This is a genomic window from Mesorhizobium sp. DxT (assembly GCF_058448885.1).
In genome coordinates, this window is record NZ_JBZFLJ010000013.1 from 13,104 (window position 1) to 35,054 (window position 21,951).

Sequence of the window (21,951 nt, forward strand, 5' to 3'; positions counted from 1 at the left end):
ACCCGCGTCACCGGGCAAGCGACGTATTTATACCAACTTGCCTTCCCCGCATCCTTGTGCATGGTTCTGGCAGACGCGGCGACAGACCGCATCGGCCGGCAAACGGCCAGAGCGCTTCCCGGGAGGAGGGCTCATCACAAAGAACACGCCGGAAAGGCGCGAGCGATGAGTGTGAGGAACGTATGAGTGACGGCGTCATTCTGGCCGCTGAGAATCTGACCAAGGAATTCAAGGGCTTCTTTGCCGTCGAAGACGTCAACCTCAGTGTTCGGCGCGGGCAGATTCACGCATTGATCGGCCCGAACGGCGCCGGCAAGACCACCTGCTTCAACCTGCTGACGAAGTTCCTGTCGCCGACCAGGGGCAAGATCACCTACAAGGGCGACGACATCACATCCATGTCTTCGGCCGACATCGCGCGGCTCGGGCTGGTGCGCTCGTTCCAGATTTCGGCGGTGTTCCCGCACCTGACCGCGCTGGAAAACGTCCGCATCGCCCTGCAGCGCAAGCGCGGCGACAGCTTCGATTTCTGGCGCTCGCAGAAGGTGTTGGCGGCCTTTGACGACGAGGCCCGCGCGCTGCTCGCCGATGTCGGCCTTTCCGAATTCGAGACCGTCAACGCCTCCGATCTGTCCTACGGCCGCAAGCGGGCGCTGGAGATCGCAACGACGCTGGCGCTCAATCCCGAGATGCTGCTGCTCGACGAGCCGATGGCGGGCATGGCGCAGGAAGACGTCGAGCGTATCTCGGCGCTCATCAAGCGCATTTCCGCCAACCGCACGATCCTGATGGTCGAGCATAATCTGTCGGTGGTGGCGAACCTGTCTGACACCATCACGGTACTGGCGCGCGGCAAGGTGCTGGCCGAAGGAGACTATGCCACCGTGTCCAAGGACGAACGCGTGATCGAAGCCTATATCGGAGCGGGACATGGCTGAGGCAGCTTTGGCAACGAACCCACAGGCCGAAGCCGGATCGCCGCTTCTCTCGGTCCGGGGGCTGGAAGCCTGGTATGGCGAGAGCCACGTTTTGCACGGCATCAGCTTCGACGTGCGGTTCGGCGAGGTGGTGACGCTGCTTGGCCGAAACGGCGCCGGCAAGACGACGACGCTCAAGGCCATCATGGGCGTATTGCCGAAACGCACCGGCTCGGTGCAGTTCCAGGGCAAGGAGCTGATGCACGCCCCGGCGCGCTTCGTCGCCAGGGAAGGCATCGCCTGGTGCCCGGAAGAGCGCGGCATATTCTCTTCGCTCTCGGTCGAGGAGAACCTGATGCTGCCGCCGCAGGTGAAGCCTGGCGGCATGAGCCTCGACCGGATTTTCGAGCTGTTTCCCAACCTCAAGGAGCGTCTTTCGAGCCAGGGAACCAAGCTTTCGGGCGGGGAACAGCAGATGCTGGCGATCGCGCGCATCCTGCGCACCGGCGCCAAGATGCTGCTTCTGGACGAGCCGACGGAGGGGCTCGCGCCGGTCATCATCCAGCAGATCGGCCACACCATCGCGCGGCTGAAGCAGGAGGGCTTCACCATCATTCTGGTGGAGCAGAACTTCCGCTTCGCCTCCACGGTGGCGGACCGGCACTATGTCGTCGAGCAGGGCAAGGTGATCGACATGATCCCCAACGACCAGCTCGAAACCAATATCGACAAATTGCACTCCTATCTGGGCGTGTGAGGGAGAGAAGGCGCGAAACGCGCCGCAATCGGAGGAGAAGGAAATGAAAAGCAGATTCGTCCTTGCCGCACTGGCAGGTGTGCTCATGTCGGGAACGGCCTACGCCACAGACGTCAAGATCGGCGTCATGAACGACCGCTCCGGCATCTATGCAGACATCGGCGGCGAAGGTTCCGTGATCGCCGCAAGGCTTGCGGTCGAAGATTTCGACGCGGCCTCCAAGGGCATCAATGTCGAGATCGTGTCGGCGGACCATCAGAACAAGCCGGACGTCGGCTCCAACATCGCACGTCAGTGGTACGACACCGAAGGCGTCGACGTGATCGCCGACGTTCCGACCTCGTCGGTGGCGCTCGCCATCAACGAGATCACCCGCGAGAAGAACAAGATCTTCCTCAATTCGGGTGCTGCAACGTCCGATCTGACGGGTGCGGCCTGCTCGCCCAACACCATCCACTGGACCTACGACACCTGGCAGCTCGCGCATGGCACCGGCGGCGCCATGGTGGAGAACGGCGGCAAGACCTGGTTCTTCCTGACCGCGGACTATGCCTTCGGCCACGCTCTGGAGCGTGATACCTCGGCAGTGGTCAAGGAGGCCGGTGGCGAGGTGATCGGCTCGGTCAAGACGCCGTTCCCCGGCACAGACTTCTCGTCGTTCCTTCTGCAGGCACAGGCGTCCGGTGCGCAGGTGATCGGCCTTGCCAACGCCGGCGGCGACACCGTCAACTCGATGAAGCAGGCGGCCGAGTTCGGCATCACGCAGGCCGGTCAGGCTATCGCCGGCCTGCTGGTGTTCATCAACGACGTCCATTCGCTGGGTCTCGACGTGGCCCAGGGCCTTGTGCTGACGGAAAGCTTCTATTGGGACATGAATGACGGCACCCGCGAGTGGTCGGCCCGCTTCGAGGAGCAGACGGGCAACAAGCCGTCGATGATCCAGGCCGGCGTCTACGGCGCGGTTCTCCATTACCTCAAGGCGGTCGAGGCGGTCGGCAACAAGGAAACCGAGGCCGTCATGGCCAAGATGAAGGAGATGCCGACCGACGATCCGCTGTTCGGCAAGGGCGTGGTTCGGCAGGACGGCCGCAAGATCCACGACTCCTACCTGTTCCGCGTGAAGACGCCCGACAAGTCGGAAGGCGAATGGGACCTCTACGAGACGGTCGCCACGATCCCGGCCGAGAAGGCATTCCGTCCGATCGAGGAAGGCGGCTGCGAATTCGTCAAGTGACGTAACGCTTCGCGAGGGAGGCGCGCGACAGGCGCGCCTCCCTTCTCATACGGCAGCAGGTACCCAGATGTTCGAACTTCTCGGCATTCCGCCTCAGGCGCTTTTCGGCCAGCTCTTGCTCGGGCTGATCAACGGCTCGTTCTACGCCATCCTCTCTCTCGGGCTGGCGGTGATTTTCGGCTTGCTGAACATCATCAACTTCACTCACGGCGCGCAGTACATGCTGGGTGCGTTCGTCACCTGGATGCTGCTCAACTATCTCGGCGTGAACTACTGGTGGTCGCTGCTGATCGCGCCGGTCGCGGTCGGCATTACCGGCGTCATCCTGGAACGACTGTTCATCCGGCGACTATATCACCTCGACCATCTTTACGGGCTGCTCCTCACATTCGGCCTGGCGCTCATCACGACCGGCATCTTCAAGCAAATCTTCGGCGTGTCCGGCCTGCCCTACCAGGCGCCGCCACTGCTCTCGGGCGGACATAATCTCGGCTTCATGTATCTGCCCAATTCGCGCGCATGGGTCATCATCGCCTCGGCGGTCGTGTGCCTGGCGACATGGTTCGTGATCGAGAAGACCAAGCTCGGCGCCTATCTGCGCGCCGCGACGGAGAACCCGACGCTCGTCGGCGCGTTCGGCGTGAACGTTCCGCTCATGATTACCCTCACATACGGCTTCGGCGTAGCGCTGGCCGGCTTTGCAGGCGTGCTGGCCGCGCCGATCTACGCGATCAATCCGGTGATGGGCGAGAACCTCATCATCGTCGTCTTCGCCGTGGTCGTCATCGGCGGCATGGGTTCCATCCTCGGCTCAATCGTCACCGGCTTCGGGCTCGGGCTCATCGAGGGCCTGACGCGCGTCTTCTACCCCGAAGGCTCGGCGGTGGTCATTTTCGTCATCATGGCCCTGGTGCTGCTGGTCAAGCCGGCCGGGCTCTTCGGGAGGACCGCCTGATGGCCGCCACCACGGAAGCAACCGGCGGACCGGTCGTCGCCCAGCAGACGGCGGGCGGCATGCCTGCCCACCACATCGCGATCTTCGCAGGCCTGCTGGTGCTGCTGATCGCCGCGCCGTTCTTCTTCTACCCGATCTTCATCATGAAGATCCTGTGCTTCGCGCTCTTTGCCTGCGCCTTCAACCTGCTGCTCGGCTATGGCGGGCTGCTGTCCTTCGGCCATGCCGCCTATTTCGGGATGGCGAGTTATGTCTGCGCCCACGCCGCCAAGGTCTGGGGGCTGACGCCAGAACTTGCCATCATCTGCGGCACGCTGGTTGCCGGGGTGCTCGGCTTCCTCATCGGTTCGCTGGCGATCCGCAGGCAGGGCATCTATTTCGCGATGATTACGCTCGCCTTCGCGCAGATGGTCTACTTCTTCTCGCTGCAGGCCGAGTTCACCGGCGGCGAGGACGGCATCCAGGCGGTGCCGCGCGGCCATCTCTTCGGCCTCATCGATCTGCGCTCGCAGGAATCGCTGTATTTCCTGGTACTGGCGATCGCCTTCGCGGGGATCCTGCTCATCTACCGCATCATCCACTCGCCGTTCGGGCAGGTGCTGAAGGCGATCCGCGAGAACGAGCCGCGCGCGATCTCGCTCGGCTATCGCGTCAACCGCTACAAGCTCGCCGTCTTCGTGCTGTCGGCGACGCTGGCCGGCCTTGCCGGCGCCACCAAGGCCATCGTCTTCCAGCTCGCCTCGCTCACCGACGTCTACTGGACAATGTCCGGCGAAGTCGTTCTGATGACGCTGCTCGGCGGCATGGGCACCGTGTTCGGGCCGATCGTGGGTGCTGCGGTAATCGTCACCATGCAGAACTACCTTGCGACCTTCGGTGCCTGGGTGACCATCATCCAGGGCCTGATCTTCGTGGTCTCGGTGATGCTCTTCCGCGAAGGCATCGTCGGCGTCATCTCGAAATGGACCCGGAAGCCGCTGTAAGCGGCTTCCGTCCATGCCGCGACCCTGCTCAGGCGAGCCAGCGATCCAGGTTTTCGCGCACGAACGCATCGTCGTTGAGTTCGGGATAGTCGCGCATGATGCGCGCGAGTTCCTCTTCCTGGCCCGGCCCCATCGTCTCGTCCGGGTTCAGGCACCAGATGCCCTGCAGCAGCCCCTGCCGGCGCAGCACCTCGTGAATGGCGGCGATGCAGCCCGCGAAGTCGTTGCGCACGTCGAACAGCACGCCGTTGGCATCCGTGGTGCGCGCATCCAGCTCCAGCCATTCGGCGGTTGACCGCTCGTCGGCGCGTTCGTGAATGTCGGCCAGCAACTCGACGGCTCGTCTGGTCCACACGGCCCAGTGGCCGAGCAGGCCGCCCTTGATGCGCACGCTGACCGGCTTGCCGTCGCGCTTGAACGTAAACTTGGTCATCAGGTCGGCGACGATATGGTCGTCATTGCCGGTGTAGAGCGTGATGCGGTCCTCGGCGCCGGCGTCGACCACCGCCCGCACCACGTCGAGCGTGCGATAGCGATTGAAGGGCGCCATCTTGATGGCCACCACGTTCTCGATCTCGGCAAAGCGCCGCCAGAACTCGTAACGCAGCGTCTGCCCGCCGACGGCCGTCTGCAGGTAGAAGCCGATCACCGGCATGACCTCGGCGACGGCGCGGCAGTGGGCGACCAGCTCGTCCTCGCTGGCGTCCCGCATCGCCGCGAGCCCAAGCAGAACCGCATGATAGCCCTTGGCGCGCGCCAGCGCGGCCTCGCGCACCGCCTGCTCCGTGCGCCCGATCGCGCCGGCCACCATGAAGGGCTGGCTCGCATGGCCCGCGGCTTCCTCCGCCGCCAGCGAAAGCACCGGGTCCAGCAGGCCATGGTCGCGGATTTCGAACTGCGTTGTGTGAACACCGACCGCCATTCCGATCGCGCCCGCATCGAGATAGTAGCGCGACAGCGCGCGCTGATGGCGCTCGTCCAGCTTGCGCGAGGCGTCGAGCGCCAGCGGATGCGCGGGGATGACGCCGCCCTTGCGGAGTGCTGCGAGCGGGGTGGCGGGGATATCGTTGATCTTCATGGATTTGCTCTTGATGTGGAAGGCGTCCCGTCGACGGGCCGCAGATAGCCGAGGATGACGTCGATCACATGCCGGCGACGATCCGCCAGCACTTCCGGCGTCTTCGGCAGGCCGAAGATCGCGGAAAGGGTCGGGCGATTGGCGATGAAGAAATAGCAGATGCTCGCGATCGAGATGTAGAGCTGCACCGGGTCGACACCGGTGCGAAAGACGCCGTCGCCCTCCCCCCGCTTCAATATCTCCTCGATCAGCGCGACGAGCGGGCTGTTCAGGTCCCGCGCCTTGGCCGAATGCGCGACATGCACGCCGCCATGCAGGTTCTCGTCGTTGATGAGCTTGATGAATTCGGGGTGCTGGCTGACATAGTCGAACGAGAAGCCGATCAGCTCGCGCATCGCCTCCACCGGCGGCTTGTGCGCCAGGTCGAGCTGTCGCTCCGCCAGCCTGATGTTCTCGTAGGTCTTTTCCAGCACGGCGCTGAACAGCGCCTCCTTGCTGCCGAAATAGTGGTAGATCAGCGCCTTGTTGCAGCGGGCGCGCGTAGCGATCTGGTCGATGCGGGTGCCGGTCAGGCCCTTCTTGGCGAATTCCTTCACCGCGGCCGTGAGGATGCGCGCGCGCGTTGCCACCGCATCGCGCGTCTGGCGCGGCGCCTCCTTCACCGTCTTGCCCGCCGGGACGTCCTTGCCGGACGTCCCGTCCGCATCAGTATTTGCCATCTCGAACCTCGAAATGCGTCGGCTTGTCGAGAGACTTGCCGCCCCCTTGCATCCATTTTGCGGTCCAGTCGATCAGCCGGGGCAACGGAACCGAGGGGTACCCATGCAGCGACTGCTGCAGGCTCGTGTCCACGATCCATGCCTTGCCCTGCTCCTCGCCTTCGAAGACCGGCGTACGCCCGAAGCGCTCCCCGAACTTCTGCGCAAGCCGGCGCACGCTGACAAGCTCCGGACCCGACAGGTTGAGCACGAAAGGCGGCGTTCCTGCTTGGGCGAGCGACTGGAGCGCGATGTCGTTGGCGTCGCCCTGCCAGATCACGTTGCAATGGCCGCTGCTCACCTGCACCGGTTCGCCGGCGAGTACGGCGCGCGCGACGTCGTGCAGCACCCCGTAGCGCATGTCGATCGCGTAGGAGAGACGGATCAGCGAGACCCGGGCACCGTGGACGCGTGAGAAGTGCTCGAACATGCGTTCGCGCCCGACGCAGGAATTGGCGTATTCGCCGGGCGGGTCCAGCGGCAGATCCTCGCGCGCGCCCTGCCCCGCTATGTCCACGAAGGGATAGACGCAGGCGGTCGAGAACACGGCGATGCGCGACTGCACGAAAGCTTCGGCGACGATCGCCGGCACATGCACGTTCATCGCCCAGGTCAGCGACTCATTGCCCTCGGACCCGAACTTTCGGCCGGCCATGAAAACGACATTCTCCGTGCGTTCGAGGCCGTCGACCGCGTTGCGGTCGAGCAGGTCGCACTCGACCGTCTCGATATCCCAACCCTGCAGCTTCTCCTTCAGGCCCGCCTCGGAGAAGCGGGCGACGCCGATGACGCGCTTTTCGGGCGCGGCGCGCTTGGCCATGCGTGCCAGCGTCGGCCCCATCTTGCCGCCGACGCCAAGGATGGTGATGTCTCCGTCGATGCTGCGCAGCGACGCGACGAGCTGCTCGCTCGGCCGCGACAGCAGCTCCTCCAACTCTTCCTCGGTGCGGATTTCGGACGGGATGGTCTGGTCCATTTCAGTCTCCTCGCCGGCTCAGTCTGCCGGTCTTGCGTTAAGCATGGCGAACGTCCAGTCAGCCGGAGCGATGCGCTTGCCGAGATCGGGGGTGAGCGCGCAGCCGAGGCCGGGCACCTGCAGCGACGCGATGCCGAGATGGCCATCGCGCACTGCGAGTTGCGCGCCCTGGCGCGTTTCCTCGTAGAGGTCGGGATGCGCGTTCAGCGCCGCATCTGCCTCGGCGCGCGGCAGATGGTCGAGCCCGTGGAAATAGTGGTGCCCGTTGCGCTCCACATGCGTGATGCCAAGCGAGGCGACCACCGCGAGATCCGCCTGCAACGACACGGCCGGCAGGCATGTCAGGTCTTCGGCCGACTGGAAATAGCCGTTCGGTTCGCCCGACGCGCCGTTGTGGTGCGCCACCAGCATCGCGTTGAGCAGCGACCGCACGACGCCCTTGCAGTTCTTGTGGCTGACGCCGCGATAGCCCAGCGCGATGGCGTCGCGGAATGCGCCTGTCCAGCCGTCGGCCTCGTCTATCAGCAGCGGCTTGCCGATGGCCGCCAGCGCGTCCGCCCCCAGCAGCCCGTCGAGCGCGACCGAGCGCTCCAGCGGCTGTTCCACGAAGAGGATCGAACGGTAGAGCTCGTCCAGCGCTGAACGCGAGCGGATCGCCTCCATCAGGCCGGCGAAATCGTCGAGGCGCTTGTACTGCTCGTTTCCGTCGAGCGTGATCGGGAACTGTCCGCCGATCTGCATCAACAGCCCGGCTATCTTCTCGAGACGCGCGATGTCGGCATCGGCGTTGCCGCCCACCTTGATCTTGAGATAGCGAACGCCGTCATGGCGCAGATAGTCAGCCAGCGTCTCCGGCAGGCCGTCGCCGACGCGCTGAGCCGGATCGAGGTCGGCGCCATCGATCGGATCGACCAGCCCGATCGTGTGGCGCAGGCCAAGCCGCTTCAGCGGCGTGGCCGGCAACACATCGGCAAGCGACATGCCGCCCAGCTCGGGGAAGACCTGCGCCGGGCGCAGCCCGAGGGCATCGCCGCGGATGCACTCGTGGAAGGTCAGCCCGAGCGAACGCGCGATGCCGTCGATCAGCGCGCGTTCGATCATCGACACGCCGAACGAGGCGCCAAGACGATTGAAGCCGGCGTCGAGCGCGCGCCGTTCGACCTCGCCGTCCAGCGCCCGCCAGATCTCGAACAGCGTGCCCGAAGGCAGGTCGCGCGCGATCTTCGCTGCTTCCTGCACCACCCAGAGCAGGTCGGCGACATTGTCGGCCGGCGTCTTTTCCGGTCGCTTGTCGAACCATTTGTAGGCAAGCAGGTCGGACGCGTAGCCCACGGCGCGCCGGCCGTCGATGCTGAGCTCGATTTCGAGCGTGAGCGCCGCGGCCGCCTCCATGGTGACCACGCCGAAGCGGAAGGGCATGCGGGCAAATGCATTGTCGATGCCGAACCGCGCCTCGCCGACCTTGATTGCTGGCGCGTTCATGGCGTCCTCTCAGTTTGTTCCAGAAGCCCGTTGAGATAGCCCAGCGCCATTGCGGCAGCCGTTGCTCCGTCCGGGTGATAATCAAAGGGCTCGACCCCGACGACGCCCTTGTAGCCGCCATCGACCAGCGCGCGCATCACCGGCAGGAAGCCGTGTTCTCCCTGTCCCGGTGCCCGGCGGTTGGTGTCGTTGACGTGAACGTGCCGCAGCAGGCCGGTCGACAGATGCCGCCGGATCAGCGCGCCGGGTTGTTCCGTCTCGCCAGCCCAGGCGGCCGACGTGTCTATCATCGTCGCGAGATGCGGCGACCCGACCGCGCGCACGATCGCCGCCGCCTCGTCGATATTGGTGACGAAATCGGTCAGCTCCGGGGACAGCGGCTCCAGGCAGTAGACGACGCCGGCGCGCTGCGCGGCTTCCGCCGCGCGGGCCAGCACAACGGTCGCGTTGTCGCGCGCCGACTGTGGGCCGCTTGCATCGGCAACCCGCCGCTGGTCCGGCGAGCCGTGAACGAGAACCTCGCCGCCGAGGTCGGCGCAGAGTTCGATCATCGCCTCGATATGAGCGACCGTGCGCGCCCGCAGGGCCGGGTCCCCTGTCGTGATCGACAGGCCCTTCGGCACCGTCAGCAGCCAGTGCAATCCGGTGATGGCGATGCCTTCCCGCTCGGCCGTGCGCCGCAAAGCTCGACGCTTCGCGAGACCCAGGGACGCCGGCTCCGGGTCGAGCGTGAACGGCGCGAGCTCCAGCCCGTCATAGCCCAGTGCGGCCGCCAGCGCGCATTGGCGCACGAAAGGCAGCTTGCCGAGCACCTCGTTACAGAGCGAAATCCGGAACCGCCTCATCCCGGCAACCTGACATGAAAGACGGTGGTGAAGACGTAATGGATGATGAAGGCGGCAACCAGCGACAGGGCGAGAGCCCATCCCGCAAGCACCGGCAAGCCCATCCGGCGTTGCGGGTTCAGCCACTCGGCTCCCACGGTAAACACGAAGACGAACAGCGTCGTCGCGGCAATGAAAGGTATCCGGCCGAACAGCGCACCGCCGTAGATGACCACCGTTGCTATCGTGAACAGGGTGCGCTTGACGCTGCCTTCGGGCCATACGCCAATCGGCAACGGCTCAGCCGAGCCGCGGCCTGCGAGCGCGCGGAGCACGAGCATCAGGCCCAGCACCGCGATGACGAAGCTGACGATGCCGGGCGTCAGGCCGGGCACGGTGAACGGGTCGGCGTTGCGCGCCTCGAAACGCGGCATCCGCAAGGCTTCGACGAAACCCGCGATGCCGACCACCGAAACGATCAGCCCCGATATCAGGTCGGTGCGCATGACCTTGTCCACCTTCATGCGGCATCTCCTACCGGTTCGAGCTGGCGCGTGCGGCTCGCGCAGGCCTCCAGCCCCTCGATCACGCGCGCCATTTCCAGCGCGCCTTCATGCGGGTCGCACATCACCGGCCCGCCGCGATCGATCGCGTCGACGAAGATCGCAAAGCTGTGGGCAAGCAGGGATACCGGCGTCACCCCGATCGCGGCCTCGCTCGTCAGGCCTTGCGGCATGACGTCGAAGCCGCCTGGCGAACGGCGATATTCGACGATGCCGTGGAACAGCCGGTTGGCGTTGAAATCGAGCACCAGATTGCCCGTTGATCCCACCAGCCTCAGGCACTTGCTGGTCATCGCGCCGGGCACGAAGCCGTCTTCGGCGAGCCCACTGGCCAGCACACCGAGCCTCAAGCGGCCTTCGATGCCGTTGCCGAATGCGAGATCGATGCGAATATCGTCGACAACTGCCGGATCGAGGTGCCGAGCGAACGCAGCGTCGACCGCACTGACCGGAGCGTCAGCGAAATGGCGCATCAGGTCGATGAAATGCACGCCGTCGTTTTCGATGAGTGACGAATCCGCCCGCATCCGCTTCCAGCCGGAGAAATCACCCTCCATCAACAGCAGCTTGCCGATGGCGCCTGCCGCGAGCAGGTCGCGTGCGCGCCGCACGAGCGGGTGGCACCGCAGCACGAGGCCGATCTGAACCGGCACGGTTCCGGCCGCCTGCGCGAGCGCCTGCGCCTCGCCAAACGAGCGCACGGCGGGCTTTTCCAGCAATACCGGCTTGCCGAGCGACAATGCCTGCAGCGCCAGCGGAAGATGATGAACCGGCGGCGCGACGACATCGACAATATCGGCCTGCGGTATCAGCGTCGCAGGGTCCTCGGCAACCGCTGCCGGTTCGACACCGCTTGCAATCGCCTCACCACGCGCCGCCTCCGACGGGTCGCTCACCATGAGCCGAACCGAGGGGTCGCAGACGCGCCACGCCTTCGCATGCAGGGCGCCGAAGGCCCCGAAGCCGCAGATCAGGACGGAGCGCCGCGCGTCAGCCATCGGCGCGTCTCCCTTCGAGCAGCCGCACTTTCGCCTGGCCCAGCATGCGCCGCACCGGCGGCAGCGCCAGCACGATCATCAGCAGCACCAGGAGTGCGATGACGGCGCTGATCGGCCGCGTGACGAAGGGTATCGGATCGCCCTGGGTGAGCGAAAGGCTGCGCCGGAAGTTGTTGTCGAGGATCGGTCCCAGCACCACGCCGAGGATCATCGGCGCGATCGGGAAACCGGTCTCGCGCATCAGGAAGCCGATGAGGCCGAAGCCGATCATCACCCAGACGTCGAACAGGCGCCCGGCAATCGCGAAGGAGCCCACGGTGCACAGGACGAAGATGATGCCCATCAGCCATTCGCGCCGCACCTTGAGGATCAGCAGCAGCGGGCGCGTCAGGAGAAGCCCCAGAACGAGCATCGCCACACTCGCCCAGAACACCATGGCCACGACCGAATAGAAGAAATCGGCCTGCGTAATCATGATCAGCGGACCGGGGCGAAGACCATGGATTACCATTGCGGCCAGCAGCACGGCGGCGGGCGCGGAACCGGGGATTGCCAAGGTGAGCACCGGGATCAGCGCGCCGGGCACGGCGGCGTTGTTGCCCGTCTCGGCCGCCAGCAGGCCGTCAGTCGAGCCCTTGCCGAAGTCGTCGGGCGTCTTCGAAGCGCGCTTGGCGGCCGCGTAGGAGACCCACGCCCCCATATCCTCGCCGACGCCGGGCACCACGCCCATGAAGGTGCCGATCACGCCGGATCGCAGCCAGGTCCGCACATATCTGAACGATTTCAGGGCAGACCGCAGCACGCCGCCGACCTGCGAGGCGACCAGCGTCGTCGCCTCCTGCCGCATCACCACGAACACCTCCGCGCAGCCGAATGCGCCGACGAGGACGGGCAGCAGCCCGAAACCCGCCTCAAGATCGAGGATGCCGTAGGAATAACGCGAATAGGCGTGCAGGCTTTCCTGCCCCACCATCGCGACCAGCAGGCCTAGAAAGCCCGCGATCCAGCCCTTGAGCGGATCGTCCATCGATGTGAGCTGGCCGCAAAGCACGATGCCGAAGACGGCAAGCCAGAAGAATTCGAAGGAGGTGAAGTCGAGCGCGAATTCGGCCAGCCATGGCGCGATCAGCGCGAGGCCGACCATGCCCACCATCGTGCCCAGGAAGGAGCCGGACGTCGCCACCGCCATCGCCTCGCCCGCCCGGCCCTGCTTGGCCAGCGGAAACCCGTCCAGCGCCGAGGCCGCATTGGCCGGCGTTCCGGGAATGTTGAGCAGGATGGCTGTCCTGCCGCCACCATAGATCGCACCGATATAGACGCAGATCAGCACCAGGATCGCGGTGTTCTGCTCCATGGTGAAGGTCAGCGTGGTGACGAGCGCCACGCCCAGCGTCGCCGTCAGGCCCGGTATCATGCCGACCACAATGCCGAGCAGCGTCGCCCAAAAGACGACCAGTATGTCCGCGGACATGCCGATCGCGACGACCGCGCCGAAAAATTGATTCAGACCGTCCATGAAACCGATCGCCTGGCCGTGTACCGCGGGCAAAGACTATCGCGATCCGGCGCGCAGGACGTGCCGGATCGCGTCTGTTGGATGCTTATTCGGGCTTCGGGATGCCGAACTCCGAAGGGTCGTTCGGCGCCGCGCCGCTTTCGAACTGCTGCCAGGCATTGATCGAAAGATACGGCATCGCGGCCTTGACCGCTTCCTCGCCATAGGTGGCGTTGAACAGCGCGCCGCGCTCGGCGGCGTGCGCCTTCATGACCTCGGAGCCCGCGATCTTCTCAGCCCAGATCTTGTCCATCGTGTCGAGCACCTCCTGCGGCGCGTCGGCGGGGATGAAGACGCCGAAATAGTTCGGCGCGCTCGCAATCTCCGGCAGCCATTCGGTCACCGGCGGCACCGTGCCGAAGCCTTCGAGCTCGAGCGGCTTGTCGGCCACCACGGCCAGCGGGCGCAGCCGGCCGGCGCGGATCATGTCGACCTGCTCGGTGGCGGTCGCCGCGGTGAACTGCGTCTCACCCGATACGGTCGAAATGACGGCCGGGTTGCCGCCCTCATAGACGATCTGGCGATAGTTGATGTCGGCCGCCTTCTCCAGCGTCTGCATGCTGATGGCGGTCGCGGAGGAAAGTCCGCCGGACGAAACGGTGATGGCTTCCCCGGACGTCTTCAGCGCTTCGAGAAGGTCGCCGAAATCCTTCCACTCGCTGTCGGTGCGAACGGAGATGAGGCCGGGATTGGCGACGTGCAGGTAGAGGCGCCAGTCCTCGAGCTTCGCGTCGAGCGTGCCCAGCACCGGATAGGCGCCGAGGTCGGCCACCGCGCCGGCGGCCATGGTCATGCCGTCATGCGGCGCTTCCCAGACAGAGCGGGTGCCCGTCGAGCCGGACGCGCCGGGCTGGTTGAGGATCACGACGTTCTGGCCGAGCGCTTCGGAAAGCTCGCCGGCGACGACGCGGGTGACGGTATCGGTCGATCCGCCCGCGGACCACGGCACGATGATCGTGACCGGTTCGCTGGGCTTCCAGTCCTGCGCAACGGCGGGACCGGCGACCAGAAAGGCCGCTGTCGCGGCGATGAATGCGTATGCCTTATTGCCCATTCTCGTTCCCCTAACTAACCAAACGGTTAGATAATAGGAGAGAGAATCCGCACCCGAGTCAAGAAGAAGATTCGGCGACGAAAAAGGTTCTGTGCGCAGCGTCCGTCGCACCGGCCCGCTTGCAGGCGAGATACGGGATCTGGGGACAGGCAAGGAAAGGCTGGCAAGGCAGCAGGCGCGAAGCCAAGGGCAAGCAGCGTTGCGGGCTCAGTTCACCGCTTCGACGCTCCAGCGCGCGGGGTTTCGCAGGGCTGCGATGTTTTCCACGCCGAGAAAGCCCATGGCAGTGTCCATCTCGCGCAGCATCATCGACAGGATGGCGCGCGCGCCCTCCTCGCCGCCGGCCGCGAGCCCCCAGAGCGGTAACCGGCCCAGCATCACGCCCTGCGCGCCCAAGGCAAGATATTTCAGTGCGTCGGTGCCGCGCCGCACACCGCTGTCGGCCAGTACGGCCATGCTGTCGCCCACCGCTTCCGCGATCGCCGGCAGGCAGCTTGCGGGAGATGGCAGGCAATCGAGATTGCGCCCGCCATGCGCGGAAACGACGATGCCATCAGCGCCGACCCCGGCGGCCAGTTCGGCATCCTCAACCGACAGCACGCCCTTGACGATGAGCTTGCCCGGCCACTCGTCGCGCAGCCGCTTCACGTCATCCCAGGAGAGATCCGTCCTCAGCCGCACGGCGTCCGCAACGCTGGCGCGGGTGATGGCGCTGCGGAACTCTGGCGGATAATGACCGTAGGTCGGTACGCCTCCGGCAAGCACGTAGCGCAGCATGACGCCCAGCAGCCAGCCGGGGTGAACCGCCATGTCGGCGACGTTTCGCACGGTCGGCTTGAAGGGAATGCCGAAGCCGTTACGCTGGTTGTATTCGCGGTTGGGCGACATCTGCGTGTCGGCCGTCACCACGAGGCATTCGCAATCGCTCGCCCGCACCCGCTTCAGAAGGTCGGCGGTCAGCGCACGGTCACGCCAGACATAGAGCTGGAACCACAAAGCCGCATCGGGTGCTGCGCTGCGGATGTCCTCTATGGTCGTCACGGATTGGGTCGAGACGCAAAATGGGATGCCGAGCGATGCCGCGGCGCGCGCCAGCTTCAGTTCGCCGTCGTGTGCGACGAGGCCCGCCAGCGCGGTCGGCGCCACGACCAAAGGCGTCGGCAATCCTTTGCCGAAAAGCGTCGTGCCGATATCGCGGCTCGCATGGCCGGACAGCACCGAAGGCCGCAGCGTCACCGCATCCAGCGAGCCGCGCAGGCGCGTCAGGGCCTGCTCGTCCTCGGTGCCCCTGTCGATATATTCGTACAGGCCGCGCGGCAGTCTGCGCCGCGCTTTTTCGCGGTAGTCGGCTGCGTTCAACAGCATCGAAGGTCTCTAGGAGGAGATCACCCAGATCACTTCCGCATCCTCCGGCCCCTGCGAGGTCCAGATGTGCGGCGATCCGGCATCGTAATAGAGGCTGTCGCCCGCGTTGAGGATCAGGGGTTCGTAGATCTGGCTGTGAACGACCATCGTCCCCTTGATGACGGTCACGAAAATCTCGGCATCGCTCACCGGCCAGGAGCGGTATTCCTCCGGCGACCGCGCCGTCACCCGCGTGCGGATCGGCGTCATGCGCTTGTCGAGCAGGTCGGCGCAGAGCACCGTGTTGGCGCAACTGTTCGACTGGTAGGGACGTCCTTCGTCCGCCCGTGTCACGCTGCGGCGGCCCGGCAAGCTGCGCGAAGCCTCCCGATCGTTGAGCAGCGCAACCACGTCGAGTTCGTAGCCATGGGCAACGCGCTGGAGCGTCGAGATCGTCGGCGACAGTTCGTTGCGCTCGATCTTCGACAGCGCCGATGCGGAGACGCCGGTCCGCTTGCTGGCCTGCTGCAGCGTCCAGCCCTGCTGCTGGCGAAGCTGGGCGAGCCTCGCTCCGATGTCCAGGCCGGGCACGGCCGTTTCGACATCGGGCTCAATGACTTCGGCGGGTCGGACGTTCATTGCTGGCTCCAGCCTTCCTGCTGTCTGGCTACCCGGCGGAAACCGCCAAGGCGACGCAGTCGCTTATACGATGTCCCTTCCTGTTGGGAAAGTGCGGATAGTACGCTTATCCACTATACGACATTTTTTTGCCGATCCAGCTTGACACGAAAATGTCGTTTCGTATGGTAGACAGCTAAGAGGGGCAGCCTACAAGCCCCCAGGGAAACTGCCAAAAGCATTTACATTGAGGGTGAACTTGAGCGTCGTCGGGCCTGCGCCCGCCGCGTCGGGGTCACTGTGACATTCACCACCGACAGCGGAGTTGAGGAAATGAAATCCATCATACGAAAACTGAGCGTTGTTTGCGCTGCGGCGACAATGAGCCTTGGAACCCTGATGATCGGCGCCGCCGACGCACAGACGGTCGTGCGCTTCGGCCATGTCGACGGCGAAGGCGACCTTCTCGCAAACCCGTACTGGGCCTACACCGAGGTGTTCAGCTCGATCGTCAAGTCGCACACCGGCGGGCGCTACGAGATCCAGGTCTTCCCGAACGGCCAGCTCGGCGATCTGGAATCGCTGCTCGAGCAGAATGCGCGCGGATCGCTGCAGATCGTCGGCGGCCTGAATGCCGGCCACGTCGCAGCCTACGCGCCGGCCGCGCAGGTGCTGGAGATGCCCTATACCTTCTCCACCACGGAAGTGGCGCGCGAGGTTCTCGAAGGCCCGTTCGGCAAGAAGCTCTCCGACACGGTCGCCGAGCAGAGCGGCGTGCGCATCCTGAACTACCTGCCGTCCGCGTTCCGCAACTTCTCGAACTCGGTACGGCCGATCCGTACGCCCGAGGACATGGTCGGCCTCAAGATCCGCACCCAGCAGGTTCCGATCCACATCAAGATGGTCGAGGCGCTCGGCGCGTCGCCGACCCCGATCGCCTGGGCCGAGCTTTACAGCGCGCTGCAGACGGGCGTCGTCGACGGGCAGGAAAACGCGCCCTACACGATGCTTCTGGCGAACCTGCAGGAAGTGCAGAAGTACTACACGCTGGATCACCACCTCATCAACATGCCGCTCATCACCATCAATGAGGAGTTCTACCAGGGCCTCAGCGAGGAAGACCGCGCGGCGTTCGATTATGCCGGCCGCCAGGCGACGTTCGCCATGCTCGGCATCATCGCGGCCAAGGAATCGCAGGACCTGAAGGTCATCGAGAAGGCAGGCGTGGAAATCTACCAGCCCACGGCGGAAGAGTTCCAGGCCTTCGTCGAGAAGACCCAGCAGCCGATTGCCGAAATCCTCACCGAGCAGGTTGGCGCGGAGCTCATCAGCGAGCTGCAGCAGGCTATCGCCGACGCGCAGGACTAGTCATCATGGAGCCCGCGCCTTACGCGCGGGCTCGTTCTTTTCCGCCGGACAGCCAGTGCTATCCCGGCCTCGACACTGGAGGTGGCGTTGCTCAGAACCCTCGAAAAGCTCGCAGACGTGCTGGGTTTCATTTCCTCCTTCGTTGCCCGCACAATGCTCGTTCTCGTCGCCGCGATCCTTTTCCTGCAGGTCGTGCTGCGCTACGGCTTCGGCTTCTCGCTTCCATGGCCCGAGGAAGCGGCGCGCTACCTGATGATCTGGGTGGTGATGCTGGCCGGCAGCCTGCTGGTGAAGGACGAACAGCTCGTGCGCGTCGACTTCTTCGACGGCTACTGGCCGCGCCGGCTGCTCTCGATCCGCAACGCGATCTTCCGGCTGATGCTGTGCGCGCTTCTCGCCGTGCTCGTCTGGAAAGGCTACGAAAACGCCGATTTCGGACAGCGCCGCATGTCGGCGACACTGCAGCTCAGCTTCTACTGGATCTATCTCTCCGTGCCGGTCGGCGCGGCTCTGATGCTCTTCCACATGCTGGTTCTGGCATTGCGCGACCTCGTCCGCGGCACGCCTGAAAACGATCAGCCCTCCATCCTCAAAGCCGAGATCTGAGGCACCCCCGATGGATTACACGCTTCTCGTCGTCATCGGCCTACTGCTCGTTCTCATGATCATGGGCAGCCCGGTCATTTTCGCCATCGGCTTTGCCGGCATGGCCTATTTCTTCATCAAGCCGGGCATGTCCGGCATGCTCGACATCTATGCCCACAAGTTTTTCACGGGCATGGATGTGTTCATCTGGCTCTCGATCCCGCTCTTCATCATCGCCGGCGAGATCATGACCGCCATCGGCATGACCGACCGGCTGGTGAACCTGTCGAGGCTCATGGTCGGCAGGCTTCGCGGCGGCCTTGCCTACGTAAACGTCGTCGGATCGATGATGTTTTCCGGCGTATCGGGATCGGCACTGGCCGACATCTCCGCGCTCGGCCCGGTCGAGGTCAAGATGATGGAAAAGGACGGCTACCGGAAGGATTTCGCGGCCGCGCTCACCGTCAGCTCGGCGATCCAGGGGCCGATCATCCCGCCGTCGATCCCGCTGATCATCTTCTCGGCCCTGACCAACACGTCCGTCGCAGCGCTTTTCCTTGCCGGCGCCGTGCCGGGGCTGATGCTGGGCGCTGCGCAGATGGCCGTCATCTACTATCTGGCGCGCAAGAAGGGCTTCCCGCGCAACCCGATCGAGAACCTGACGCTGGGCGTGGCCTTCCACATCTTCATGAGCGCGTTCTGGGCGATCTTCATGCCGCTGATCATTCTGGGCGGCATCATCTCCGGCATCTTCACGGCGACCGAGGCAGCCGCCATCGCTGTTGCCTATGCGCTGCTGGTGGGCGTGCTTGCCTATCGCAACCTGTCGCTCAAGGCCTTCTGGGACATCATCGACCGCGCCGCGCGCACCTCCGCCTCCGTCTATCTGATCGTCGGCTTCGCGACCATCATAAGCTGGGTTCTAGCCAATGAGCGCGTGCCCAGCGAATTGCAGGCGCTTGTGCAGGACATGCAACTAGAGCCGTGGATGCTGCTGCTGCTTCTCAACCTGTTCTTCCTCATCAACGGGTTGTGGATCGGCGATTCCGTGCAGCTCCTGCTGTTTGCGCCCCTGTTCACACCGCTGCTCGCATCCATGGGTGTCGACCCCGTGCATTTCGGGGTCATCATGGTGCTCAACGTCATGATCGGGCTGATGACGCCTCCCTACGGCCTAGCGCTCTATCTCGGCTCGACCATATCCGGGGTGCCACTCGGCGCGATCGTGCGCCAGAGCGTGCCCTTCCTCCTCTCCAACCTGGCGGTGCTGCTTGTCGTCACCTACGTGCCGGCGGTTTCGCTGACACTGCCCCGGTTGTTCGGTTTCATGTGATATTTCTGAAAGGACTTTCTGGATGGCTCTGACAAAAGACGACCTGTCGGGTCTCTTCACCGCAATCGTCACACCGTTTACGGATGACGGTTCCGTAGACTTCGACGCGCTACGCTCGCTCGTCCGCTTCCAGATCGATGCGGGTGCGACGGGCATCGTGCCGATCGGCGGCACCGGCGAGTACCCCGCTCTGTCGCGTGGCGAGCGTGCCGACATTGTGCGAGCCTGCGTGGAGGCCGCCGCCGGCGCGCCCGTGCTGCCGGGCGTGCTTGCCACCGGCTTCGCCGATGCGGTAGACGCGGGCCGCGACTTCATCGCCGCGGGCGCCAGCGGCGTGATGACGGTCACGCCATACTACGCCGCAGGCACGCAGGAAGGCATGCGCACCTATTTCCGCAACTATCGCGACGCGGTCGACGCGCCGGTGCTCGCCTACGAGATCCCGCGCCGCACAGGCGTGGCGCTCAAGGCCGAGACCATCGCGGCACTGGCCGACGACGGTTCGATCATCGGCATGAAGTGCTCGTCCTACGACATGCCGGAATTCATCGAGACCATGAAGCTCGCCGGCGACAAGCTTGCCGTGCTCAGCGGCGAGGAGCCGCTGTTCGCCACCCATGTGGCGCTCGGCGCATGCGGCGGCGTGCTCGCTTCGGCGACGGTCTATCCGCGCCACTGGATCGAGGTCTTCAAGCTCGCACGCGATGGCAAGCTCGACGCAGCGATCGCCCACCAGCAGCGCCTCGACCCGGTCGTCAAGACGATCTTCCTGGAGACCAACCCCGGCCCGCTCAAATATTACATGGGCCTTGCTGGAATGCGCGCCGGCGGCGTGCGCCTGCCCCTGACCGATCCGACGCCCGAGACGCGCGAGGCGCTCAAGGCCGCCTTTGCCGGCATGACGAAGGCAGCCGCTGCGTGAGCACGCTGATCGAGCGGCTGGGTGCGGTTCTCGGCGAGCGGGGCCTGATCGCCGATCGGGGCGAGATGACGCCGTTCGTCACGGATTTCCGTGGCCGCATGACCGGCGCGGCCGACGCGGTCGCACTGCCGGCAAGTACCGACGAGGCGGCGGCCGTCGTGGCGATCGCGCGCGAACACAACGCCGCGATCTTCCCGCTCGGCGGCAATACTGGCCTTTGCTATGCCGCCGTGCCTACGCCTGCTCCCGGACGCCCGGCAATCGTCGTCGGCATGAGCCGGATGGCGAACCTGCGCGCCATGGACCGTGCCGCCAATGTCGTGACGGTGGATGCGGGCATGACGCTTGCGCGCGTGCACGAGCTTGCAGCCGGCGAAGACCGGCAATTCCCGCTCCATCTGGGCAGCGAGGGCACCGCCCAGATCGGCGGGCTGATTTCGACCAATGCCGGCGGAACGGGCGTGCTCCGCTACGGCCCGATGCGCGATCTCGTCTGCGGCATCGAAGCGGTGCTGCCCGACGGCAGTGTCTATCGCGATCTCGACGCGCTGCGAAAGAACAACACCGGCTACGACCTCAAGCACCTGCTGATCGGCGCTGAGGGCACGCTCGGCCTCGTCACAGGGGCCGCGCTGCGCCTGCGCCAGCCCAACCGGTCGTTCGCCCATGGCTGGATTTCCGTCACCGGACCCGAGGCCGCGGTTGAGCTTCTTTCGCGCCTGCAGGATCGCTGCGGCGATGCGGTCGAAGCCTTCGAGATGCTGAACCGCGCCGAGGTCAATTGCGTGCTGCGGCACATTCCGCGCACGCGGCTGCCGTTCGAGACCACGCCGGAATGGTCGGTGATGATCGAGCTCGCCCACACCGATCCCGACGCAGACCTCGTAGCCGCGCTGGAAGAGGTGATGGCGGCGGCGCTTGAAGCCGGCCTCGCAGACGATGCGATCGTCGCGCAGAACGAGGCCCAGGCGCAGGACATCTGGCACATCCGCCACTCCGTAACCGAGGCGCACAAGATCGAGGGTGTCGGCATCGTGCACGACACCGCCGTGCGCAATTCGGCCGTGCCCGGCTTCATCGCGGCCGCCGACGAGATGTCGGCGAAGCTGTTCCCGCAGGCGCGGGTGCTCGTCGTATCCCACCTGGGCGACGGCAACGTCCACTACATCCTCATGTTCCCGCACGACTACTGGCGGGCGCTGCCGGACGGCGAGGCCAAGGCGCTCGAAGTCGAAATGGCCGTGCACGACATCGCCATGCGCTTCGGCGGTACCATCAGCGCCGAACATGGCATCGGCCGCAAGCTCACATCGGAGCTGCAGCGACTGGGCGACCCGGTGAAGCTTGCCGTCATGCGCCAGATCAAGCAGGCGCTTGATCCCGACGGCATGATGAACCCGGGCGCGCTGCTCGGCTGAGCCGACCGCGCAGCCGCCGCTCTCCTTTTGCGGATACAGACAGCATCAAGCGCCATTGCGCGCGGGGTTTCATCGGCTTCGCGCAGCAATGTTGCGCGTGCCCCGCCATTCCTGAATGTTCCGTTCCAATCCGGCTCATCGGGGTTGCCCGTTAAATATTATGGCCGTATATAGGCAGCAACTTCGATGCCATGAGGGCATCATATAGCCAGCCATTCAATAATCATTT

General features: G+C 65.0%; 21 protein-coding genes. 10 read left to right on the forward strand and 11 right to left on the reverse strand.

Features of this window, described 5'->3' with window-relative positions; translation table 11 throughout:
- Positions 1–182 precede the first annotated feature (182 nt).
- The 5 genes from ACVJNE_RS20930 to ACVJNE_RS20950 all read left to right on the forward strand — a co-directional run bounded on the left by ACVJNE_RS20930 (position 183) and on the right by ACVJNE_RS20950 (position 4,846).
- Positions 183–938: an ABC transporter ATP-binding protein gene (locus ACVJNE_RS20930; protein WP_499568744.1), complete on the forward strand. Its 756-nt coding sequence runs from the start codon at positions 183–185 to the stop codon at positions 936–938.
- Positions 931–1,674, forward strand: a complete 744-nt coding sequence (locus tag ACVJNE_RS20935) for an ABC transporter ATP-binding protein (protein WP_499568745.1) — start codon at positions 931–933, stop codon at positions 1,672–1,674. The genes ACVJNE_RS20930 and ACVJNE_RS20935 overlap by 8 nt, the downstream gene beginning before the upstream one ends.
- A 43-nt stretch (positions 1,675–1,717) precedes the next feature.
- Positions 1,718–2,908, forward strand: a complete 1,191-nt coding sequence (locus ACVJNE_RS20940) for an ABC transporter substrate-binding protein (protein ID WP_499568746.1) — start codon at positions 1,718–1,720, stop codon at positions 2,906–2,908.
- Between the two features lie 67 nt (positions 2,909–2,975).
- Positions 2,976–3,863, forward strand: coding sequence for a branched-chain amino acid ABC transporter permease (locus ACVJNE_RS20945; RefSeq protein ID WP_173187776.1), 888 nt, complete (start codon positions 2,976–2,978; stop codon positions 3,861–3,863).
- Positions 3,863–4,846: a branched-chain amino acid ABC transporter permease gene (locus ACVJNE_RS20950; RefSeq protein WP_499568747.1), complete on the forward strand. Its 984-nt coding sequence runs from the start codon at positions 3,863–3,865 to the stop codon at positions 4,844–4,846. The genes ACVJNE_RS20945 and ACVJNE_RS20950 overlap by 1 nt, the downstream gene beginning before the upstream one ends.
- A 28-nt stretch (positions 4,847–4,874) precedes the next feature.
- On the opposite strand, the gene ACVJNE_RS20955 is transcribed toward ACVJNE_RS20950, so the two are convergent.
- From ACVJNE_RS20955 to ACVJNE_RS21005, 11 genes are all read right to left on the reverse strand, one after another.
- Positions 4,875–5,924 carry a dihydrodipicolinate synthase family protein gene (locus ACVJNE_RS20955; protein WP_499568748.1) on the reverse strand — a complete coding sequence of 350 codons (1,050 nt, stop codon included), beginning with the start codon at positions 5,922–5,924 and terminating at the stop codon, positions 4,875–4,877.
- The gene (locus ACVJNE_RS20960) at positions 5,921–6,643 is read right to left on the reverse strand and encodes a TetR/AcrR family transcriptional regulator (RefSeq protein WP_499568749.1); all 723 of its coding nucleotides are present in this window, start codon (positions 6,641–6,643) and stop codon (positions 5,921–5,923) included. Before ACVJNE_RS20960 ends, ACVJNE_RS20955 begins: the two co-directional genes overlap by 4 nt.
- Positions 6,630–7,658: an NAD-dependent epimerase/dehydratase family protein gene (locus ACVJNE_RS20965; protein WP_499568750.1), complete on the reverse strand. Its 1,029-nt coding sequence runs from the start codon at positions 7,656–7,658 to the stop codon at positions 6,630–6,632. The genes ACVJNE_RS20960 and ACVJNE_RS20965 overlap by 14 nt, the downstream gene beginning before the upstream one ends.
- An 18-nt stretch (positions 7,659–7,676) precedes the next feature.
- Positions 7,677–9,140: a hypothetical protein gene (locus tag ACVJNE_RS20970; protein WP_499568751.1), complete on the reverse strand. Its 1,464-nt coding sequence runs from the start codon at positions 9,138–9,140 to the stop codon at positions 7,677–7,679.
- Positions 9,137–9,985, reverse strand: a complete 849-nt coding sequence (locus ACVJNE_RS20975) for a sugar phosphate isomerase/epimerase family protein (protein ID WP_499568752.1) — start codon at positions 9,983–9,985, stop codon at positions 9,137–9,139. The genes ACVJNE_RS20970 and ACVJNE_RS20975 overlap by 4 nt, the downstream gene beginning before the upstream one ends.
- Positions 9,982–10,488 carry a tripartite tricarboxylate transporter TctB family protein gene (locus ACVJNE_RS20980; protein WP_499568753.1) on the reverse strand — a complete coding sequence of 169 codons (507 nt, stop codon included), beginning with the start codon at positions 10,486–10,488 and terminating at the stop codon, positions 9,982–9,984. The genes ACVJNE_RS20975 and ACVJNE_RS20980 overlap by 4 nt, the downstream gene beginning before the upstream one ends.
- Positions 10,485–11,525: a Gfo/Idh/MocA family protein gene (locus ACVJNE_RS20985; RefSeq protein WP_499568754.1), complete on the reverse strand. Its 1,041-nt coding sequence runs from the start codon at positions 11,523–11,525 to the stop codon at positions 10,485–10,487. The genes ACVJNE_RS20980 and ACVJNE_RS20985 overlap by 4 nt, the downstream gene beginning before the upstream one ends.
- Positions 11,518–13,041, reverse strand: coding sequence for a tripartite tricarboxylate transporter permease (locus ACVJNE_RS20990; RefSeq protein ID WP_499568755.1), 1,524 nt, complete (start codon positions 13,039–13,041; stop codon positions 11,518–11,520). Before ACVJNE_RS20990 ends, ACVJNE_RS20985 begins: the two co-directional genes overlap by 8 nt.
- Positions 13,042–13,126: 85 nt before the next feature.
- Positions 13,127–14,134, reverse strand: a complete 1,008-nt coding sequence (locus tag ACVJNE_RS20995) for a Bug family tripartite tricarboxylate transporter substrate binding protein (RefSeq protein WP_499568756.1) — start codon at positions 14,132–14,134, stop codon at positions 13,127–13,129.
- Between the two features lie 207 nt (positions 14,135–14,341).
- On the reverse strand, positions 14,342–15,499 hold the full coding sequence (locus ACVJNE_RS21000) for an alpha-hydroxy acid oxidase (RefSeq protein WP_499568757.1): 1,158 nt from the start codon (positions 15,497–15,499) through the stop codon (positions 14,342–14,344).
- Positions 15,500–15,508: 9 nt separating this feature from the next.
- The gene (locus ACVJNE_RS21005) at positions 15,509–16,117 is read right to left on the reverse strand and encodes a helix-turn-helix domain-containing protein (RefSeq protein ID WP_499568758.1); all 609 of its coding nucleotides are present in this window, start codon (positions 16,115–16,117) and stop codon (positions 15,509–15,511) included.
- A 360-nt stretch (positions 16,118–16,477) separates the two neighbouring features.
- Between ACVJNE_RS21005 and ACVJNE_RS21010 the strand changes: the two genes are divergently transcribed.
- The 5 genes from ACVJNE_RS21010 to ACVJNE_RS21030 all read left to right on the forward strand — a co-directional run bounded on the left by ACVJNE_RS21010 (position 16,478) and on the right by ACVJNE_RS21030 (position 21,722).
- Positions 16,478–17,464, forward strand: coding sequence for a TRAP transporter substrate-binding protein (locus ACVJNE_RS21010; protein ID WP_444728817.1), 987 nt, complete (start codon positions 16,478–16,480; stop codon positions 17,462–17,464).
- Positions 17,465–17,551: 87 nt separating this feature from the next.
- A complete protein-coding gene (locus ACVJNE_RS21015; protein ID WP_499568759.1) occupies positions 17,552–18,070 on the forward strand; it encodes a TRAP transporter small permease in 519 nt (172 codons plus the stop codon).
- Positions 18,071–18,080: 10 nt separating this feature from the next.
- Positions 18,081–19,382, forward strand: a complete 1,302-nt coding sequence (locus ACVJNE_RS21020; RefSeq protein ID WP_444727797.1) for a TRAP transporter large permease — start codon at positions 18,081–18,083, stop codon at positions 19,380–19,382.
- A gap of 22 nt (positions 19,383–19,404) precedes the next feature.
- Positions 19,405–20,304: a 4-hydroxy-tetrahydrodipicolinate synthase gene (gene dapA, locus ACVJNE_RS21025; RefSeq protein WP_368801852.1), complete on the forward strand. Its 900-nt coding sequence runs from the start codon at positions 19,405–19,407 to the stop codon at positions 20,302–20,304.
- On the forward strand, positions 20,301–21,722 hold the full coding sequence (locus ACVJNE_RS21030; RefSeq protein ID WP_499568760.1) for an FAD-binding oxidoreductase: 1,422 nt from the start codon (positions 20,301–20,303) through the stop codon (positions 21,720–21,722). The genes dapA and ACVJNE_RS21030 overlap by 4 nt, the downstream gene beginning before the upstream one ends.
- The last annotated feature ends 229 nt before the right edge of the window (positions 21,723–21,951 follow it).

Bases quoted from the DNA above. Each gene is read 5' to 3' on its own strand.
- ACVJNE_RS20930 (WP_499568744.1), top strand. From the start codon at position 183: ATGAGTGACGGCGTCATTCTGGCCGCTGAGAATCTGACCAAGGAATTC.
- ACVJNE_RS20935 (WP_499568745.1), top strand. From the start codon at position 931: ATGGCTGAGGCAGCTTTGGCAACGAACCCACAGGCCGAAGCCGGATCG.
- ACVJNE_RS20940 (WP_499568746.1), top strand. From the start codon at position 1,718: ATGAAAAGCAGATTCGTCCTTGCCGCACTGGCAGGTGTGCTCATGTCG.
- ACVJNE_RS20945 (WP_173187776.1), top strand. From the start codon at position 2,976: ATGTTCGAACTTCTCGGCATTCCGCCTCAGGCGCTTTTCGGCCAGCTC.
- ACVJNE_RS20950 (WP_499568747.1), top strand. From the start codon at position 3,863: ATGGCCGCCACCACGGAAGCAACCGGCGGACCGGTCGTCGCCCAGCAG.
- ACVJNE_RS20955 (WP_499568748.1), bottom strand. From the start codon at position 5,924: ATGAAGATCAACGATATCCCCGCCACCCCGCTCGCAGCACTCCGCAAG.
- ACVJNE_RS20960 (WP_499568749.1), bottom strand. From the start codon at position 6,643: ATGGCAAATACTGATGCGGACGGGACGTCCGGCAAGGACGTCCCGGCG.
- ACVJNE_RS20965 (WP_499568750.1), bottom strand. From the start codon at position 7,658: ATGGACCAGACCATCCCGTCCGAAATCCGCACCGAGGAAGAGTTGGAG.
- ACVJNE_RS20970 (WP_499568751.1), bottom strand. From the start codon at position 9,140: ATGAACGCGCCAGCAATCAAGGTCGGCGAGGCGCGGTTCGGCATCGAC.
- ACVJNE_RS20975 (WP_499568752.1), bottom strand. From the start codon at position 9,985: ATGAGGCGGTTCCGGATTTCGCTCTGTAACGAGGTGCTCGGCAAGCTG.
- ACVJNE_RS20980 (WP_499568753.1), bottom strand. From the start codon at position 10,488: ATGAAGGTGGACAAGGTCATGCGCACCGACCTGATATCGGGGCTGATC.
- ACVJNE_RS20985 (WP_499568754.1), bottom strand. From the start codon at position 11,525: ATGGCTGACGCGCGGCGCTCCGTCCTGATCTGCGGCTTCGGGGCCTTC.
- ACVJNE_RS20990 (WP_499568755.1), bottom strand. From the start codon at position 13,041: ATGGACGGTCTGAATCAATTTTTCGGCGCGGTCGTCGCGATCGGCATG.
- ACVJNE_RS20995 (WP_499568756.1), bottom strand. From the start codon at position 14,134: ATGGGCAATAAGGCATACGCATTCATCGCCGCGACAGCGGCCTTTCTG.
- ACVJNE_RS21000 (WP_499568757.1), bottom strand. From the start codon at position 15,499: ATGCTGTTGAACGCAGCCGACTACCGCGAAAAAGCGCGGCGCAGACTG.
- ACVJNE_RS21005 (WP_499568758.1), bottom strand. From the start codon at position 16,117: ATGAACGTCCGACCCGCCGAAGTCATTGAGCCCGATGTCGAAACGGCC.
- ACVJNE_RS21010 (WP_444728817.1), top strand. From the start codon at position 16,478: ATGAGCCTTGGAACCCTGATGATCGGCGCCGCCGACGCACAGACGGTC.
- ACVJNE_RS21020 (WP_444727797.1), top strand. From the start codon at position 18,081: ATGGATTACACGCTTCTCGTCGTCATCGGCCTACTGCTCGTTCTCATG.
- dapA (WP_368801852.1), top strand. From the start codon at position 19,405: ATGGCTCTGACAAAAGACGACCTGTCGGGTCTCTTCACCGCAATCGTC.